General features: G+C 48.9%; 12 protein-coding genes. 7 read left to right on the top strand and 5 right to left on the bottom strand.

What is annotated here, in order from left to right:
• Window positions 1-186: 186 nt before the first annotated feature.
• Together T370_RS24775 and T370_RS24065 are read right to left on the bottom strand one after the other, a co-directional pair.
• Window positions 187-1,689 (bottom strand): hypothetical protein, encoded by a 1,503-nt coding sequence (locus T370_RS24775; protein ID WP_156034318.1) that lies wholly within the window; start codon window positions 1,687-1,689, stop codon window positions 187-189.
• Window positions 1,690-1,700: 11 nt separating this feature from the next.
• Window positions 1,701-4,817: a DEAD/DEAH box helicase gene (locus tag T370_RS24065; protein WP_081847461.1), complete on the bottom strand. Its 3,117-nt coding sequence runs from the start codon at window positions 4,815-4,817 to the stop codon at window positions 1,701-1,703.
• Window positions 4,818-5,463: 646 nt separating this feature from the next.
• Between T370_RS24065 and T370_RS24770 the strand changes: the two genes are divergently transcribed.
• From T370_RS24770 to T370_RS26230, 5 genes are all read left to right on the top strand, one after another.
• Window positions 5,464-5,628, top strand: a complete 165-nt coding sequence (locus tag T370_RS24770) for a hypothetical protein (RefSeq protein ID WP_156034317.1) — start codon at window positions 5,464-5,466, stop codon at window positions 5,626-5,628.
• A gap of 16 nt (window positions 5,629-5,644) precedes the next feature.
• The gene (locus tag T370_RS0102645; RefSeq protein ID WP_162177128.1) at window positions 5,645-6,364 is read left to right on the top strand and encodes a DotI/IcmL/TraM family protein; all 720 of its coding nucleotides are present in this window, start codon (window positions 5,645-5,647) and stop codon (window positions 6,362-6,364) included.
• Window positions 6,364-8,796, top strand: a complete 2,433-nt coding sequence (locus T370_RS0102640; RefSeq protein WP_051643714.1) for a hypothetical protein — start codon at window positions 6,364-6,366, stop codon at window positions 8,794-8,796. Before T370_RS0102645 ends, T370_RS0102640 begins: the two co-directional genes overlap by 1 nt.
• A 128-nt stretch (window positions 8,797-8,924) precedes the next feature.
• Window positions 8,925-10,121, top strand: a complete 1,197-nt coding sequence (locus T370_RS0102635) for a tyrosine-type recombinase/integrase (protein WP_009368896.1) — start codon at window positions 8,925-8,927, stop codon at window positions 10,119-10,121.
• Window positions 10,118-10,498, top strand: a complete 381-nt coding sequence (locus T370_RS26230) for a hypothetical protein (RefSeq protein ID WP_428829474.1) — start codon at window positions 10,118-10,120, stop codon at window positions 10,496-10,498. The genes T370_RS0102635 and T370_RS26230 overlap by 4 nt, the downstream gene beginning before the upstream one ends.
• A 246-nt stretch (window positions 10,499-10,744) precedes the next feature.
• Here the strand turns inward: T370_RS26230 and T370_RS0102625 are convergent, their stop codons facing one another.
• Window positions 10,745-11,197, bottom strand: a complete 453-nt coding sequence (locus T370_RS0102625; RefSeq protein WP_029434644.1) for a hypothetical protein — start codon at window positions 11,195-11,197, stop codon at window positions 10,745-10,747.
• Window positions 11,198-11,489: 292 nt separating this feature from the next.
• On the opposite strand from T370_RS0102625, the gene T370_RS0102620 reads away from it, so the two are divergent.
• Window positions 11,490-11,813, top strand: a complete 324-nt coding sequence (locus tag T370_RS0102620) for a plasmid mobilization protein (RefSeq protein WP_009368899.1) — start codon at window positions 11,490-11,492, stop codon at window positions 11,811-11,813.
• A complete protein-coding gene (locus T370_RS0102615) occupies window positions 11,813-13,465 on the top strand; it encodes a relaxase/mobilization nuclease domain-containing protein (RefSeq protein WP_009368900.1) in 1,653 nt (550 codons plus the stop codon). Before T370_RS0102620 ends, T370_RS0102615 begins: the two co-directional genes overlap by 1 nt.
• A 79-nt stretch (window positions 13,466-13,544) precedes the next feature.
• Here the strand turns inward: T370_RS0102615 and msrA are convergent, their stop codons facing one another.
• Together msrA and T370_RS25340 are read right to left on the bottom strand one after the other, a co-directional pair.
• Window positions 13,545-14,585: a peptide-methionine (S)-S-oxide reductase MsrA gene (msrA, locus tag T370_RS0102610; RefSeq protein ID WP_009368901.1), complete on the bottom strand. Its 1,041-nt coding sequence runs from the start codon at window positions 14,583-14,585 to the stop codon at window positions 13,545-13,547.
• Window positions 14,586-14,589: 4 nt separating this feature from the next.
• Entirely contained in the window at window positions 14,590-15,726 is a 1,137-nt protein-coding gene (locus T370_RS25340; RefSeq protein ID WP_009368902.1) for a cytochrome c biogenesis protein/redoxin, read from the bottom strand.
• Window positions 15,727-15,757 lie beyond the last annotated feature (31 nt).

Genomic DNA, 15,757 nt, shown 5'->3' with positions numbered 1-15,757 from the left:
CTCCCACATCAATGGAAAAAATTTTGGGCATTGCCAAAACGAAACTTGTACGTTTTCACGACACATGAAACACACATTCTATTTTTATTTAAAAGAATATGAATTTCTATTCATCATAGATAAAATGTGATCTACATAATGATGCTCAAAATGCGCAAAGATTTCCCTCACAGCTAGTCAAGATACTTAATTAATTATACCTGTTCCTAAGCATCGAATACAATTTTTATTCAATCCTCCACAAGAGCATCTTTGATTTTTTGAATTAACCAACAAAATTTTATTTTCAGATGGCAATGAGTGCATCACCAAATCATCAAAAAGAAACGATAAACCATACGCAACATAAAATCTCGTAATATACTTCCTGCATTTTTCAGGCAATTCTAAATCCTCAGGATAAGGCATTGATGTTACGATAGGATCATGGTTATATGTAGTAATGTATTTAAATGAATCTATTATAGCATCTTTATAGGGAAAAGATATGAATCCTCCGCCACTAAAAATAAATTTTACTTTTTCCTGAAGTGTTTTCTGCTTACTTATTCCATTTCCTTCAGGAAGACATTTCTGAGTATCATGCAATGTTTTTTGATTATCACGATAGGCATCATCGTAAACTTTATACTTTGCTGTAATAATATTTTTATTCTCATTTCCTTTTTCTTTTACCCTACGCCAATATTCCAAATTTTGTATTGTAGGATTTTTACAACAAGCATGAAATTCAATAGATCGTGAACCATGAGGAAAAACTTTTCCTGCAAAATAATTCAATTTACGCTCCTCTCGACCTGCAAAAGTAAACACGCTTTGGTCAACTGTACCCGCGCCTACATCTGTAAAAAAATAGATAGTTGTCTGATCTGGACTTGATGCTGGAGAACGGATAAACGCTTGAACATTGGCGCTTACTTCAGGATAAACTTGACATAAATCATTTTCAGTACAATTATTATCACTTATGATAGAGATATATTCATATAGATCATCAATTTTTATTGAAGTATCAATGATAGATTCTGATTTCAACTCCCAAGCGATAGAAAGCATAGAGCGAAAAAGTCCACGCACATTTTCATCGCAGATATCTTCCACAGGAATTGCCATATTAACACGAATCTGGTCTTCTTTCAGACTTCCATAGGCAGGATATTTGTTTTTAATATGAGCCACGACTCTCTTTAACCATAAAGATAAGAAAAATATTGTTGCCATTTTAGTAATCTCAGAGGGGGAATATTTGCAATTTTTTCCGATAATATTCCCATATTCATGAAGAATTTGTGCGTCGAGCTTACTAAGTGCGACCATTTCCAAGGCCACTTTCAAATGATAGAGTCCATTTTTTGGATAAAGCTTATTTATACTATCATGAATCGTAAACGTATCATTATCAAATAAAACAACACTAGGAATAAGAATGGCAGAGAGCTTTTTGGCATCATAATGTTGAAATACCCATGCCTTATCTATATTAATATCACGAATAACCACTTTTGATGAAGATGTACCAAAATCAAATCCTATTTGAAATATAAAAGGATCGCGCTGATCATTTGAAGGAAAAATTTTTTTTGAAGGTTTACTCTGGATAAAAACATTCCTTTCCTTTTCTTCATGCTGTCTATCTGTATCTAATAAACCAGGAAACAATGATTTTATGATATTTTTAAAAGTAGACATCGCTTGCCCTCCTACTGTAAAACATTAACTAAGCCGATGACAACAAGATTGAACTCAGGGTCTACGATTCTTTTACTATTTAATAACTTAATAGTTTCTTTTTTCTTTTCTTCATTTTTTACGATAGTGGCCTGTGTCATCCTTATAACATTTTCTTTACGTTTATTTGCTATAAGAGACTCCAGCCTACTTTTACTTTGTGCTATTTTTCGATCGAATAGGCTCTCCCGCCGATGAATCTTTATCTGCACGATATTCTCATTTTCTATTCCAAATTCAGCTATATCATGATCTATTTGAGTATACAGGAATTCCTCTAGCTTAGTATAGCATTCACCAAGGCAGTCCTTGTTATACTCTTTATAAGTCCAATCAATTCCGCATCTGAGCATATCTTGGACAACCTCTTCAGACTCAGAAGAGGGAAGACACATTCCACTTGATAGAGATATCAATCCATATTTTAGAATCTCTCTGTCTACAACACCTTTCATTTTAAGTTTTTCAACTCTGAATAAGTATGTACCATAAGTAATTTTATTTGTTTTTGACTGTAATGCATACACTCTGTATGTATTATAAGCATTATCAACATTCTCTTTTGTTATCCACCGAATAAATGGAGACATATGATTAATAAAATTAATATTCTTTTTTCGTACACTTTCTATAATCTCACGATTAAAAGTTATAGTAAAAGTTTTTTGGCGTAAATATGTAGAGACAACAGTCCTTTCTTCATCAATATATTTTCGGAATGATTCGCGTGCATCATCGGAAAGTGAAATCTGCAAGCATCCAGGATAAGGAGTATTATAATTTATGATAGTCCCGTAATAGTAACGTTCAAAGAAATTTTTAACATATGATTCAAGTTCTACTGGCTGGATATAACGCCCTTTACCACGATCTTCTTCTATTTTCTTCTGAACATAATCAGAAAAAGCGACCAGACCTTCACCCGATTCTTCCAGCAACTGAATATCAAGCTGTCGTTTTTCTATTGCTTTTTGAGTCTGAACAATACGTCTGTTTTCTTCTTCTTCCGTTAAATTGTTACTCAGCAAATCCATTGTCAAATGCTTTATTTCATAGCCAATAACTTCATCAAGATCCCCAAGGCTATTTGCGAATTTGTCAAGTTTTTGATGAAGTCGTGTAAAAATTCGTTCCTCAATAGTATTTTTTATTTTAAAGCTGACAATAGAAAGACGATCCGCCTGTTGGCCGACGCGGTCAATTCGACCGATACGTTGTTCAACACGCATAGGATTCCACGGCAAATCATAATTTACAACGATTCTACAGAACTGTAAGTCAATACCTTCGCTACCGACCTCTGAAGAAAGAAGAATTCGTGCGCCTGATTTATCTCTAAAAAACTCAATTTCCTTCCAACGATCTTCTGGAGTAACTCCTCCATGTATGAGGGCAACCTTTTCGCCTTGCAGTGAAAGCTGTTTTTTTAAATATTGCAATGTCCCTCTATAGAATGAAAATATAATTATTTTTTCATTTTTTTCTGTTTTTATCAACTGTAGAAGACGTTTAAACTTTGAGTCATTTTTAATAAAGTCATACTGAAGAAGTTGTGTTATATTTGGAATAAAGTCATTAAATGTTTCTAAATGTTCACTTACTAAATTATCGTCCCCAAATGCTTCTGTTAAAATAGATCCATAAGTTTCTATAGAAGATTGTTTCATCTTCTCTACAAACGCAGGTAAGCAGCTTGCTGCCATTAACTGCCAAGTCATAACACGAAAAATATGAAACTCTGTATTATGTTTTGCACAATATGCCTTAACAGCTGTCAAAATTACTTGATATAAAGCCATTTCCTCTTGTGTATACGACAAATCAATCACTCTTGGGACGCGTATTGGACGCTTCTCTTGTACCTGCACTCGTCGAGTTCTATTAATATATGTGCCAAGGGTATTCATTTTTTCTATAAGATCTTGGCATTTTGATATTAATGTTGCATCAGAAAAATGTTTTTTTTCAAGTTCAATTATATATTCAAGAAATCTTTTAAAGTATGGTGAGTCAACAACTGGAGTATACCTCATTTTTTCCAGAGAATTAAAAAGAGCTTCTTTGTCTATAGGATGGCGTCCAAGCGCATTTCCTGTAAGTACAGTCGGCCTATTTGACTCTAACAACATATCAAAACTATATTGTGTTGCAAAAAAATCTTCGTCTATTAATCGTAACAAGCTGTGTAAATCTGTATTTCTATTATTTACGGGCGTTGCAGAAACGCACAAAACGCCACGTGCAGATGCAGATAGACATTCTCCAAGTGAAAATGTCGTCGTTGAAGAATTTCTCATGTAGTGGGCTTCATCAAAAATAACGAGATCAAACGGATAAAAATCTTCTTCCCAAAAACGAATCTCTCGAAGTAACTGAATTTTTGGAGATGCACTTATTTTTTGATCCAAAGGAATCCTCAGCTCATTTTGCAGATCTTTAGGGGGTCTTAGCCCTGTATATGTACCAATAAGAGCAAACGAATACCTCTGTCCGTATTTTTTCGTATTGGTAATCTCATTATTCAGTTCATCAAAATTAACTATTTTTGCATCTATAAAAAATTTTTCCTCAAGTTCAGTTTTCCACTTTGTAGAGAGACTTTTAGGACAGATAATTAAGAGACGTTTAGCCTGATATCTTGCCTGCATCTCAAGCCAAATTAATATTGCCTCGATTGTTTTACCAAGGCCTACCTCATCTGCAAGAAGCAATCTTTCTGACGGTGAATTGATAAATTTTATTACAGGCTTATATTGATAAGGATAAAAATCTATTTGAGCAGCCTCCATTGAATATATAATATCATGTAAACTCCCTTTTAGTTTTTCATAGGTAATGCATTGACGTAAATGAGATATACCTTCAAATCTTCCTTTTTCGAGAAGATCAAAAGGATCTTCAAGAGTTTCTTCATCAACTGCTAGAATCTGACTGACAGGCCTATATTTGGTAAGTCCATTTGGAAAAAGAAGCTGAACCATCATGATGGTACCTGTACGACGATTTTTCCCCGTATATACAGCAATATCACTAGGATGATTCTTATCAACAACTTTTTGCCCGTTGACAAAGGGGATGCTAGAACTCATTAGGATTCCTTAAATTGTATTTTAGCATTTTCAATATTCTGTTTCCATTGGATACAACAATTTCCCGTGGCCGTAGGCGGACGACAAGGAAAAGGCAAAAATCGAAACATTTTCCTAGCCGACTTCTACGATCGACTATGCCGCGGGAACTGCTCAAGACCCACTAGAAACTCGACAGAGAAGTGATGAAGCTCTACGGCTTCCCTGCGGATATGACCGAGACTGAAGTTGTGGCGAAGCTGTTTGAGAGGTATCCGCACCCTGTGGCAGAGAACTGAGTCCTGTTTTTTCGGCATGAACATACTTGTCAATCGTAGCAGGAATGGTCGAGGACAAAGGCCAAGGCGACAAGCAGTACTAAAACAAGTCTCCGCATGGCGGCACCCTCCTCTTTCCGTTTGCGCCGTGCCGACGCATAGGCCAGAGGGTAGCCGTGCGAAAGAATTTATAGTCTGCTTCGCTGATTAGCGCAATATTGGCATCTTTTTCCCTCTGCCTTCCCTCTCCCTCATACGATTATTATCCAAAGCCATGTTTTAACACCCGACAATATCCAAATTTTTTTGGGGTAATTGCCGGGGTATTTTTTTGTAAATTTATTTTTCTACAAAAAATATCAACATATTACATAACAAATTTTCTTGACATGTATAAGGCCACGAAAAATCAGGGACAAAGCACCTATGCCGGTGGCCTGACCAAAGTGGTTATCGGTGCGTTGGCGCTCGGTCTTGGAGAACTTCTCGGTTCCGGCTCGGCCACGCTGTTCGGCTCCGACCAGACCTCCGGCATGGGCGATCTGGGCCTGTAAGCAGGGGATGATGAACATGAGCCTCTTCAAAAAAAAGAGAAACGTCCCCCTGCCGGAGCCGCAGGCAGAAACGCCGTCAAAGAGCATGACGGAAGTTCATGCCTCGCCGCCCGCCCCGGATGCCGCCGCCGTCATCGGCGGCCTGGACTGGTACAGGGCGCAGTTCCGCCGGGCCATGAAACTGGCTCTCACTCTGACCGTGGCCTTGTGCGCCAGTCTGGGCGTTGCCACCATCCTGCTCCTGAATCAGCCGAAGCCGCAATACTTCGCGGCCACGCCGGACTTGCGGCTTGCGCCCATGATTCCGCTCGACCAGCCGCTGCTTACGCAGGAGGGCCTGCTGACCTGGGCGTCGAACGCCATCACCGGGGCCATGTCGCTCAACTTCCTTGAGTGGCGCGAGAAGCTGGAAACCATTCGGCCCCATTTTGATGACGCGGCCTACAAGTCTTTTCTGGCTTCCCTGCAAAGTTCCGGCGTTCTGGACATGATTCGGGACAAGCGACTTTCCGCTTCCGCCGTCGCCACACGCGCCCCGGTCATCATCGCTTCCGGTCTGGTGGGCGGCAAGGCCACATGGAAAGTCGAGTTTCCCCTGATTGTTTCCTACGAATCCAGCCAGGGCGTGGAAAGCACGCAAAAACTCCTTGCCACAGTCCTTGTTTGCCGCGCGTCCACGGCAAAGACGCCGCGCGGCGTGGTCATTCAGCAAGTCGTACTCAAGAGGGATGCGTAATGCTTGATATACTTGTCAACGGCGTGGATCGCGGCATCCGCGCTCTCTCGGAAGCGTTCGCCGGGCCGGTTCACAGTTACTGTCGTCTTGAAACCGTGGATAACGGCGTACTCGTGGCCGATGACGGAAGCCTCGTCAGCCTTCTTCATCTGGAAGGCTCGCTGAAGCATGTGGGGGTGGAAGAATACGCGGCCATCGTCTCCAGCCTGACGGAAAAGCTCCAGGCCACGCTTTCCAAACCGGGGCACGCCCTTCAGGTGGTCTTTGAATATGACCCGGAAAGCAGCGGAGAACGAATTGCCGAGCTTCTTGAGCCGTCGCGCCTGACGGCACACAACCTCGGCCTGCATATCGGCCCGCTGCTGGAAGATTGGGGCCATGCCCTGCAACGTTACTGCGCTCTGGAAACATGCTGGATTGTGCTGTGGACGCGGCCCGCCGTGCTGCCCGACACCCTGCGGAAGACGGCGCTGAAGGAACGCGACGCGGCCATGTCCAAAATGCCCACACTTGCGGGCTGTCAACAGATTGCCCGTGCTGTCGCCACCCTGCATGACGCGCACAATGGCTTTCTTACTGGTGTTCTTGATGCCTTCCGGCAGGCGGATTTGCTGGCCTGGCCGCTCACGGCGCATGACGCCCTGCGTGACATCCGCCTGTGCATCGCGCCGGAGTTCACCAACCGGGCATGGCGGGCGCTTGTACCCGGCGATCCCCTGCCGCTCCGTCTGCCTGACCCGGACACGGGCAAAAGAGAGGCATTGCATAACGTCCTGTACCCGGACTTCAGAACACAGCTCTGGCCGCGCGAGGGGAACATGGTGTCGCGGAGCGCAATCCGAATAGGCGAGCGCATCTATGGGCCGCTGATCATGACCCTCATGCCGCAGACACCCAAGCCGTTTCAGGACTTCTTTCGCGTTCTGGCGCGACGGGACGAGCGTTTGCCGTACCGCATGTCCTTCCTGCTGGAAGACGGCGGCCTGAACATGGGCCTCAAGCCGTTGCTGGCCGCGATTCTGGCGTTCACAAACGCAGACAACAAACGTCTCAATAATGCCGTGGAAACCTTGCGCACGCTGGATTTGGAAGGCGTGTGCTGCGTGAAGTTCCGCATCTGCCTCTGCACCTGGGCCTGTGTGCGGGAAAATGAACAGGACGCTCATCTTCTGCTCAGGCGACGGGTGGCGGAACTCTCCAAGGCTGTTCAGGGATGGGGAACGTGTGATGTGACGGAAGCTCTTGGCGACCCGCTGCTCGGCGTTACCGCGACACTGCCCGGCATGATGCCGTCCAGTCCGGCCCCGGTCACAGCCGCGCCGCTTCAGGATGCCATCGGCATGTGGCCGCTGCGCTCGGCTTCGCCGTGGAAAGAAGGAAGCCTTCTGTTCCGCACGCAGGACGGCAAAATCATGCCCTTTGCGCCGAACTCGTCGGAACAGGCCGCGTGGATCGATCTGGGCGTCGCTCCGATGGGCGGCGGGAAGTCGGTTTTCCTCAACGCCATGAACTTCGCCTTTGTCACGCAGGCCGGGCTGTCCCGCCTGCCGTGGCTGTCCATCGTGGATGTGGGGCCGTCGTCTTCCGGCCTTATCACGCTCCTGAAAGAAAACCTGCCCGAAGGGAAAAAGCACCTTGCCGCCTATCACCGGCTCAGGATGACGCCGGACTATGCCGTCAATCCCTTTGACACGCCGCTGGGCTGCCGCAAGCCCCTGCCCTCGCACAAGGCGTTTCTGGTCAACCTGTTGTCGCTGCTGGCCACGCCCCTGGATGTCACGGCTCCGGCGGACGGCGTACCAGGACTGATAGGCCGGGCCATTGACCTTGCCTATGAGGAACTCTCGGACGGCAATCATCCCCGCCTCTATCAGCCCAATGTGTTGCCGGAACTGCATGACCTCATTGTCCATGAAGGCATCAGCCGCGACGCTTCCACCTCCTGGTGGGAAGTGGTGGATGGGCTTTTTGAACGGGGTCATGTGCATGAGGCATTGCAGGCGCAACGCTATGCCGTGCCGCTGCTGGCCGATGTGGGAGCGCAGATTCGGCAGAACAAGGGCATCCAGAACACTTATGAGGAACATACCATCAACAATGTCTGGCGCTCTCTGCTGGATGCCATCGAGGCGTATGTCATCCTGAAGGAACCCACGCGCTTCGATTTGGGCGACGCCCAGATTGTCAGTCTCGACCTGGACGAAGTGGCTCCGCGCGGCGGCGCCACGGCGGACAGACAGTCGGCGGTCATGTACATGCTGGCCCGACACGTTCTTGGTTCGCGCTTCTTTTTGATGCCCGCTGACGTGCAGCTCATGCCCGAATACTATCAGGACTACCACGCCAGACGCATTGAGGCCATCCGGGAAGATCCCAAAAGATTGTGCTACGAAGAGGACTATCGCAGAAAAATATCATCCGTTTTGATATAAAACATATTGATAATACAAGATAAATTTGAAAATTTGGATATACATGGATTTTCTTGGACGCATGGACATACCCCATTTTTTGGGGTAGCGTATGGGGTAAATCAATCTCAACACGGAGGATTACCCCAATGGCATTGACCGATACAGCCCTCAGAGCCGTAAAGCCCGGCGACAAGGCGCAAAAGTTGTTCGACGGCAAGGGACTTTTCATGCTCGTGTCCCCCAACGGCACAAAAGCATGGCGGTTCAAATACCAGTTTCACGGCAGGGAAAAACTCATTTCCCTTGGCCTGTACCCCACCGTCAGCCTGAAGGACGCCAGAGAACGCGCCGAACAGGCCCGCAAGACGCTTGAAAGCGGTATTGACCCGTCAGAACAGCGTAAACAGGAAAAAGTCGCCTACCAGAACACTTTTGAACTGGTTGCTATGGAATGGTATGAGCAACAGCGCGACAAATGGAGCGAAGCATACACCAAGACCAACCTTTGCCGCATGAAGCGCAATCTCTTCCCGGCCATAGGCTCAAAACCCGTCAACACAATTTCCGCGCCGGAAGTATTGGCGATACTCCGAAAAATCGAAGCGCGGGGAACGAGGGACATAGCGCATTGTGTGCGTACAATCTGTTCGTGCGTTTTCCGCTACGCCATTGCTACCGGCCGCGCCGAGCGCGACCCGGCGGCGGATCTGAAAGGCGCGCTTGCCCCGCGCATACGCCGAAACCTGCCTTCGCAGACCACGCCGGAAGCCGTGGGCAATTTGCTGATTGCCCTGGACAACTACCCCGGAACTCTTGTTGTGCGGAGCGCCTTGCAACTTATGGCGCTCACGTTTTGCCGCACCGGCGAACTGCGCAACGCCGAATGGCGGGAAATTGATTTTGATGACGCTTTGTGGCGCATTCCGGCGGAACGCATGAAAATGTCCCGCGACCACCTGATACCCCTGAGCCGCCAGTCCATAGCGATACTGCGGAGAATGCAAAACTACTCCGGCAATGACGTTTATGTATTCCCCAACTACAAAACAGAAAAGCGGAGCATGAGCAAATCAGCCCTGCTTGGGGCAATACGGCGCATCGGCTTTGACACTGATGAAATGTGCCCGCACGGCTTCAGGTCTATGGCCTCCACCATGCTTAACGAGCTTGGCTATAACGCTGACTGGATAGAACGCCAGCTTGCGCACGTTCCAAGAAACATCATTCGCGGCATATACAACCGCGCCGAATATCTGCCTGAACGGCGGAAGATGATGCAGGAATGGGCCGACTACCTTGATGAATTACGCGAAAAAACGCGCAACAGTCTTGGTGGTGTATGAAAACAATTTTTGAAACAACACCCACAACCAACGGAGGAAAGTATGTCACAAACCATAAACGAAGACGCGCTTTTGCGAATCTCGCAAGTGCTGGAGCTTATACCCATAAGCAGAAGCGCATGGTGGCAAGGTTGCAAAAGCGGCAAGTACCCAAAGCCGATAAAAATCGGCCCCAAAACAACGGTCTGGAAAGCCTCGGACATTGCCAAAACGCTCAGGGAACTGACGGGGGAACAACAAAAAGCGGAGGAGAAAAAGGACGAAAAGCAGAAATGAAAATTGCCCCTGTTTTCGCCCGTCACGCCCGCAACTGTGCCGGAAGCACGGCGGCTCTGTCAAGGCAACCCGCTATGCGGGCGGGCTTTGCCCGGCCTTGACATTCGCCGCCGTGCTTCCGGCGTTTCCGCTTCGCGGGCGACGGGACGAAAAAACGCTCCGCAGGGGGCTTCCGAACAAAAAAACTCCACACAAGCAAAAGGCAGAAAGGCCGAAAGGCAAAATACGCTCACGCCTTTTCTGAAACCGCTTTTACCCTTCACAGTTAAAAATAACTGCACTTTTTCCCGCCGGGCAGGTCAGTAGTCACGGCAGTATCAGCCTGAGCCGTGACCATGCTTTCCGGTTCAGGCTTGCCCGGAATTTCCGGCATATCCCCGACCGTTTGCGCCGCTTCCACCCTCGCCTTGCCCAAGCAGAGCTTTCATGCGCGAGAGCGGAGCCGATATGCCCGCTTTGGCGAGAGTGTCCCTGATTTCATTCAGGCTGTAACCTTGCTCCACGGCCTTGCGAATATCCGCCGCCAGAAACTCCACCGTTTCCGCTCTGGTCTTTCCGGCGTTTTTCACCGCCAGCCCCCGCAATGATTTTTGCGCGGCCTGAATCTGTTCCATTGTGTAGCGTTGCGCTTTTCCCATTGCCTTATCTCCTGTTGCGAAACTGATTTTTGCGAACAGACATATCATAATTGCGACTTTATTTTCAAGTACCAAGGGCAAGACGGCATTGTACAGTAATGCACAGAAAAGACTGTAGCGCACAAATATGCACAGTAACTTTTTTATGAAGTGAAAAATCATGTTTCATCATACAGAAAATGGCTATTGTACTCAAAAGAATAATACCGTCCATTTGCCTTTTTTGCTTGCACATAAAGAAAAATCTCATATATGTTCCAAACAAAATTCAGCGGAAAGCGTCATGCGCTGATTACTGGATTGAATGGAGGTTGTTTTGCATAACGATTGCGGTTTTTCTTCACAAGTTGGTAGCTGTCTGACGACAGCCACACACCTTGCCAAAGGCTGCGCCTCTGGACTCCACAGCGCATTCGGCGCTTCGCTTCTCACGCGCTGAAAAGGCAGGAAAGGCATGAAAGCAAAAGACAAGACCCTCGCGCGTTTTCAGTGCCGCCGGACGCTCAGGCTTACCGGCGAGGAGGACGCGCGTTTGAGCGGACAGGCGGCAATCGCCGGAATCTCCGTTTCCGAATACATGCGCCGCCTGTTCTTTGGGGGCAGACCGCTTGTCGCCAAGACGGACGGCCAGACCATCCGGGAGTTGCGGCGACTTGGCGGCTTGCTCAAATACAATTTTGAAGCGGTCAGGGAAAAAGGCGGGAGGAATGAGCTTGCGGAATTGAGCGCGACCCTGAACGCCATACGGGCGGTCATTGAGAGATTGAGCGAAAGATAATGATCCTGAAAAAGCTGAAGCGCACCAATTTTGAGAAGCCCAAGGCGACCATGATAGCCGCCCTGGTGGACTACATCTTTGCCGAAAAGGACGAATACGGCAACGACAAGCTGATGTATTCAGGAGCGTTGAACTTCATCACAGGGACTTTGGCGGCGCAAAAAAATGAAATGATTGCTCTTGCCGAGGAATCCGTACAAAGCAAAATGCCGATTGCCCACTGGGTTATGTCCTGGCAGGAAAACGAACTGCCGAGCCATGAACAGATTGACGAGGCCGCGCATATTTTTCTTGAACGCATGGGTTTACAGGAACATCAGGCGTTTTACACCCTGCACGGGAACACCGGCAATTATCATGTGCATATCGCCGTCAACCGGACAAACCCCTACACCATGAAAACGGTTCAGCCGCACCGGGGTTTTGACATTGAGGAAGGCCACAGGATAGCGGCCCTCATAACCCACAAGCAGGGCTGGGCAAGTCAGGAAAAAGCCCGTTATCGCGTCAACGAAAAAGGCGAGATAGTGCGCAATATAAAGCAGATACCGTTTCTTGAAATGCCGCAAACCGTCAAGCCCACGGCCAAGGCCGAAGACTTTGAAAACGCTACCGGCGAAAAATCGGCCATGCGTATCGCCCAGGAGCGCGGCCACAAAATCATCAAGACTGCCGGAAGCTGGAAAGAACTGCATGAAAAACTGGCGGCGGTCGGCTTGCGCTTTGAAAAGAAAGGGTCAGGCGCAATCGTGTTTGTGGGTGAAACAGCCGTCAAAGCCTCGTCCATAGACCGCAATTTCGGCTTGTCCAGGCTCTGCAAACGGCTTGGCGAGTATAAAGCCGGAGTGTACCCGCCGGAAGCGGAGGACATGCCGAAAATTGAGCCGGAGCCGGTCAGCGAAGTTTTCATCGAGCAATGGCGGGAGTACCGGCAGGCTCGCGCCGATGAAGCGGAGCGCCGGAGAAGCGGCAGGAAGCGCGTTGCCGCCGACAGGCGGCGAATACGGGAGCGACAGCGGGAACAGCGGCGAAAGAGCCTTGCCGCCCTCGCGCCGCACGGCCTCCCCATGCTGAACATTGCCCGGCATTTTCTCAAGGAGCAACAGCGGGAAGAAAGGGAACGGCTACGGGAAGAAACGCCCAAGCCCACGCCGCTGGGCAGCTTCAAATATTGGCTTGGGCGGAAAAGCAACCGCCTTGCCAATCTCTGGCGCTTCAGGAAGCGCATAAGGCCGGATATGGAAGTCAGAAAATTCGAGTTTCCCAAAATCGGCAGTCTGGCCGCGCCGTACCGCGCCTGTCTGGAAATTCTGCAAAAGGAAAATCCCGGAGCTATCGACGCTTCCCGCATGGACAGCCTGCTTGCCCTGCACATGCGCCTTGCCGGATACACCCCGCAGGAAACCGCCAATGAAATGTACAGGCAGGCCCGTCCGCTCCGGCGGGAGAAAGAAAACCGCGACTGGATAGACTATGCCCGGCGCATGGTCTGGTACGCCTTTGGCGCACCCGGAGATATTGACCTTGCGGCGGCCAAGCCCACAAAAGAACTCATACAGACGTTTCAGAGGGAAGCGGAGCGGATTGAAGCCGAGCGGCAGAAACCCAAGCCGCCGGAAGAACAGCCGCAATACCGTATGAGAATGCGCTGAAACACGGAGAGCGCCCTCAAACAAGGCGCTCTCCGTGTTTTATCTAAAGCCGGTAGGCTGGCTTCAGACACTAAGACCATCACTTCACGGCGCTTTTCAAATCTCCGTACCCCTCTTTGTCCATGTCGTCATAGTGGATGAACCGTATCGCCAGACTGTTGATGCAATAGCGCAAACCGCCACGGTCTTTCGGGCCGTCGTCGAAGACATGGCCGAGATGCGAGTCGCCGACCCGGCTGCGTACTTCGGTGCGCAGCATACCGAAACTTCTGTCTTTGTGCTCGGTGACCACCACCGGCGAGATGGGCTTGGTGAAGCTGGGCCAGCCGCAGCGGGAGTAAAACTTGTCGGCGGAAGAAAATAGGGGCTCGCCGGTTACCACGTCAACATATATGCCCGGCTCTTCATTATCCAAATACCGGCCTGAAAAGGCCCGTTCAGTGCCGTTTTTCTGGGTTACATTGTATTGTTCCGGGCTGAGCAGCTTTTTCAGCTCTTCGGCCGGCGGCTTAGAGTAGTTGCTTGCGTCCAGCGAGTCTCTGTCGCTTGCAGGAATATCTTTGAGACTGTCAAAGCTGATATGGCAATAGCCGCCTGGGTTCTTTTTCAGGTAATCCTGATGGTATTCCTCGGCCGGATAGTAATTTTTCAGGGGTAGAAGCTCCACAGCCAGAGGCTGCGAATATTTGCCCTGTATCTCTTTCCAGACCTTTTCCAGAACCGGCTTGTCGGCTTCATCGGCGTAATACAGGCCGGTTCGGTACTGGCTGCCCAGGTCGTTGCCCTGCTTGTTCACACTGATGGGGTTGATGATCTTGAAAAACTGCTTGGTCAATGTTTCCAGGCTTACTTTGGCCGGGTCGTAGCTGACGTGCACGGCCTCGGCATAGCCGGTTTTTCCCGAGCAGACTTCCCTGTAAGTTGGTTTTTCAGTATTCCCGTTGGCGTAGCCGGAGGTGACGTCAAGCACACCCGGAATACGCGAAAAATATTCTTCCACACCCCAGAAACAGCCACCTGCGAAATAGGCATCTTTTAGGGGTTCAGTTGCTTGGGCGCTTACGCCAAAAAAGCCTGAGCCGAGTATGACCGCAGCCAGCATGAGTATATTTTTTTTCATAATATCACCTCTCTTGCGCGCCGAGGTTTGAAAGTTCCTTAATGACGCGCTCGTTGGATTCGTCTCCGACGCTTTGTTTGAACAGCCTGCCGTCCTTTCCCAGATAGACGAAAGTAGGGTAGGCTCTGATTCCGAATTCCTTGGTTAAAGCGCCGTTCTCATCGAAATAAATCGGGAAAGACAGGCCCTGCGCCTTGGCCCAGGCAGTGAAATCATCCTTGCCTACCTCGCCGTTCAGGCCGGGAGCGACCACGGAGATAACGGCTATATCTTCTGAGCCGGCATACTCGGCGGATAATGCCGCAAAATCCTCGAGACCGGCCAAGCAGAGCGGGCACCAGGTAGCCCAGAACTTTATACACACAGCCTTGCCCCGGAAATCGTCCAGGCTGGCCGGGGCGGCGTTAAGGGCCTGCATGCGGGCGGGATGCCTTTCAGAGTTTGAGACTGGCTCATTCTGCCCGGCCCTCAGCAACGTGATTTGCCCCCAAATCATCCAGCAACCCATAAGGATGATCAGGATACCCCCGGCAATTTTTATTTTGGGAAAATGCGGATATATGCCTTTGATGCGCCCAAACAGACTCCTTGAGCCAAGGGCCAGCACGGCAAAGGGCAGGCTCAGGCCGAAAGCATAGACCAAAAGCAGCCCGCCACCGGTAAGGGCGCTGCCTTGCTGTGAGGAAATGCCGAGCACTGCCCCCAGCACCGGCCCTACGCAGGGCGTCCAGCCGAAAGAGAAAAGAAAGCCGAGGGCAAACGCGCCGATCAAACCTTTGCGTGGATTGAAAGCCACATCCAGCTTTTTTTCCCGTTCAAGCAGGGGGATGCTGATCAATCCGGTCTGATGCAGTCCGAAGGCGATGATTATTGCACCGCAAGCCATAAAGAACCATCTGTTGCTTATGAGCCCGCCCAAAGCTCCGGCTCCGAAACCAAGAATGAAAAAGGAAGCGGCCAGGCCCGCAACAAAGGCAAACGCTTTAAAAAGGCTGGTGTTGTCTTGCTCCTGTGCGGAGTTAACGCCTCCGGAAAGATAGCCGAAATACACCGGCAAGATCGGAAGCACGCATGGCGAGAAGAAAGATAGAAGGCCAGCGGCAAACACCGTGGCTACAAATCCCATTGTGAGCATTTCCATAATATTACTCTATTGCATGACCACGCGCGGC

The organism is Bilophila wadsworthia ATCC 49260 (assembly GCF_000701705.1).
In the GTDB taxonomy this organism is placed as follows: domain Bacteria; phylum Desulfobacterota; class Desulfovibrionia; order Desulfovibrionales; family Desulfovibrionaceae; genus Bilophila; species Bilophila wadsworthia.
Note: the sequence above shows the minus strand (reverse complement) of the source record. Positions and strands in the feature narration are given on the sequence as shown.

What these genes read in the sequence shown, in the direction of transcription:
- T370_RS24775 (WP_156034318.1), bottom strand. Translation starts at nt 1,689, where the DNA reads ATGTCTACTTTTAAAAATATCATAAAATCATTGTTTCCTGGTTTATTA.
- T370_RS24065 (WP_081847461.1), bottom strand. Translation starts at nt 4,817, where the DNA reads ATGAGTTCTAGCATCCCCTTTGTCAACGGGCAAAAAGTTGTTGATAAG.
- T370_RS24770 (WP_156034317.1), top strand. Translation starts at nt 5,464, where the DNA reads ATGTATAAGGCCACGAAAAATCAGGGACAAAGCACCTATGCCGGTGGC.
- T370_RS0102645 (WP_162177128.1), top strand. Translation starts at nt 5,645, where the DNA reads ATGAGCCTCTTCAAAAAAAAGAGAAACGTCCCCCTGCCGGAGCCGCAG.
- T370_RS0102640 (WP_051643714.1), top strand. Translation starts at nt 6,364, where the DNA reads ATGCTTGATATACTTGTCAACGGCGTGGATCGCGGCATCCGCGCTCTC.
- T370_RS0102635 (WP_009368896.1), top strand. Translation starts at nt 8,925, where the DNA reads ATGGCATTGACCGATACAGCCCTCAGAGCCGTAAAGCCCGGCGACAAG.
- T370_RS26230 (WP_428829474.1), top strand. Translation starts at nt 10,118, where the DNA reads ATGAAAACAATTTTTGAAACAACACCCACAACCAACGGAGGAAAGTAT.
- T370_RS0102625 (WP_029434644.1), bottom strand. Translation starts at nt 11,197, where the DNA reads ATGATTTTTCACTTCATAAAAAAGTTACTGTGCATATTTGTGCGCTAC.
- T370_RS0102620 (WP_009368899.1), top strand. Translation starts at nt 11,490, where the DNA reads ATGAAAGCAAAAGACAAGACCCTCGCGCGTTTTCAGTGCCGCCGGACG.
- T370_RS0102615 (WP_009368900.1), top strand. Translation starts at nt 11,813, where the DNA reads ATGATCCTGAAAAAGCTGAAGCGCACCAATTTTGAGAAGCCCAAGGCG.
- msrA (WP_009368901.1), bottom strand. Translation starts at nt 14,585, where the DNA reads ATGAAAAAAAATATACTCATGCTGGCTGCGGTCATACTCGGCTCAGGC.
- T370_RS25340 (WP_009368902.1), bottom strand. Translation starts at nt 15,726, where the DNA reads ATGGAAATGCTCACAATGGGATTTGTAGCCACGGTGTTTGCCGCTGGC.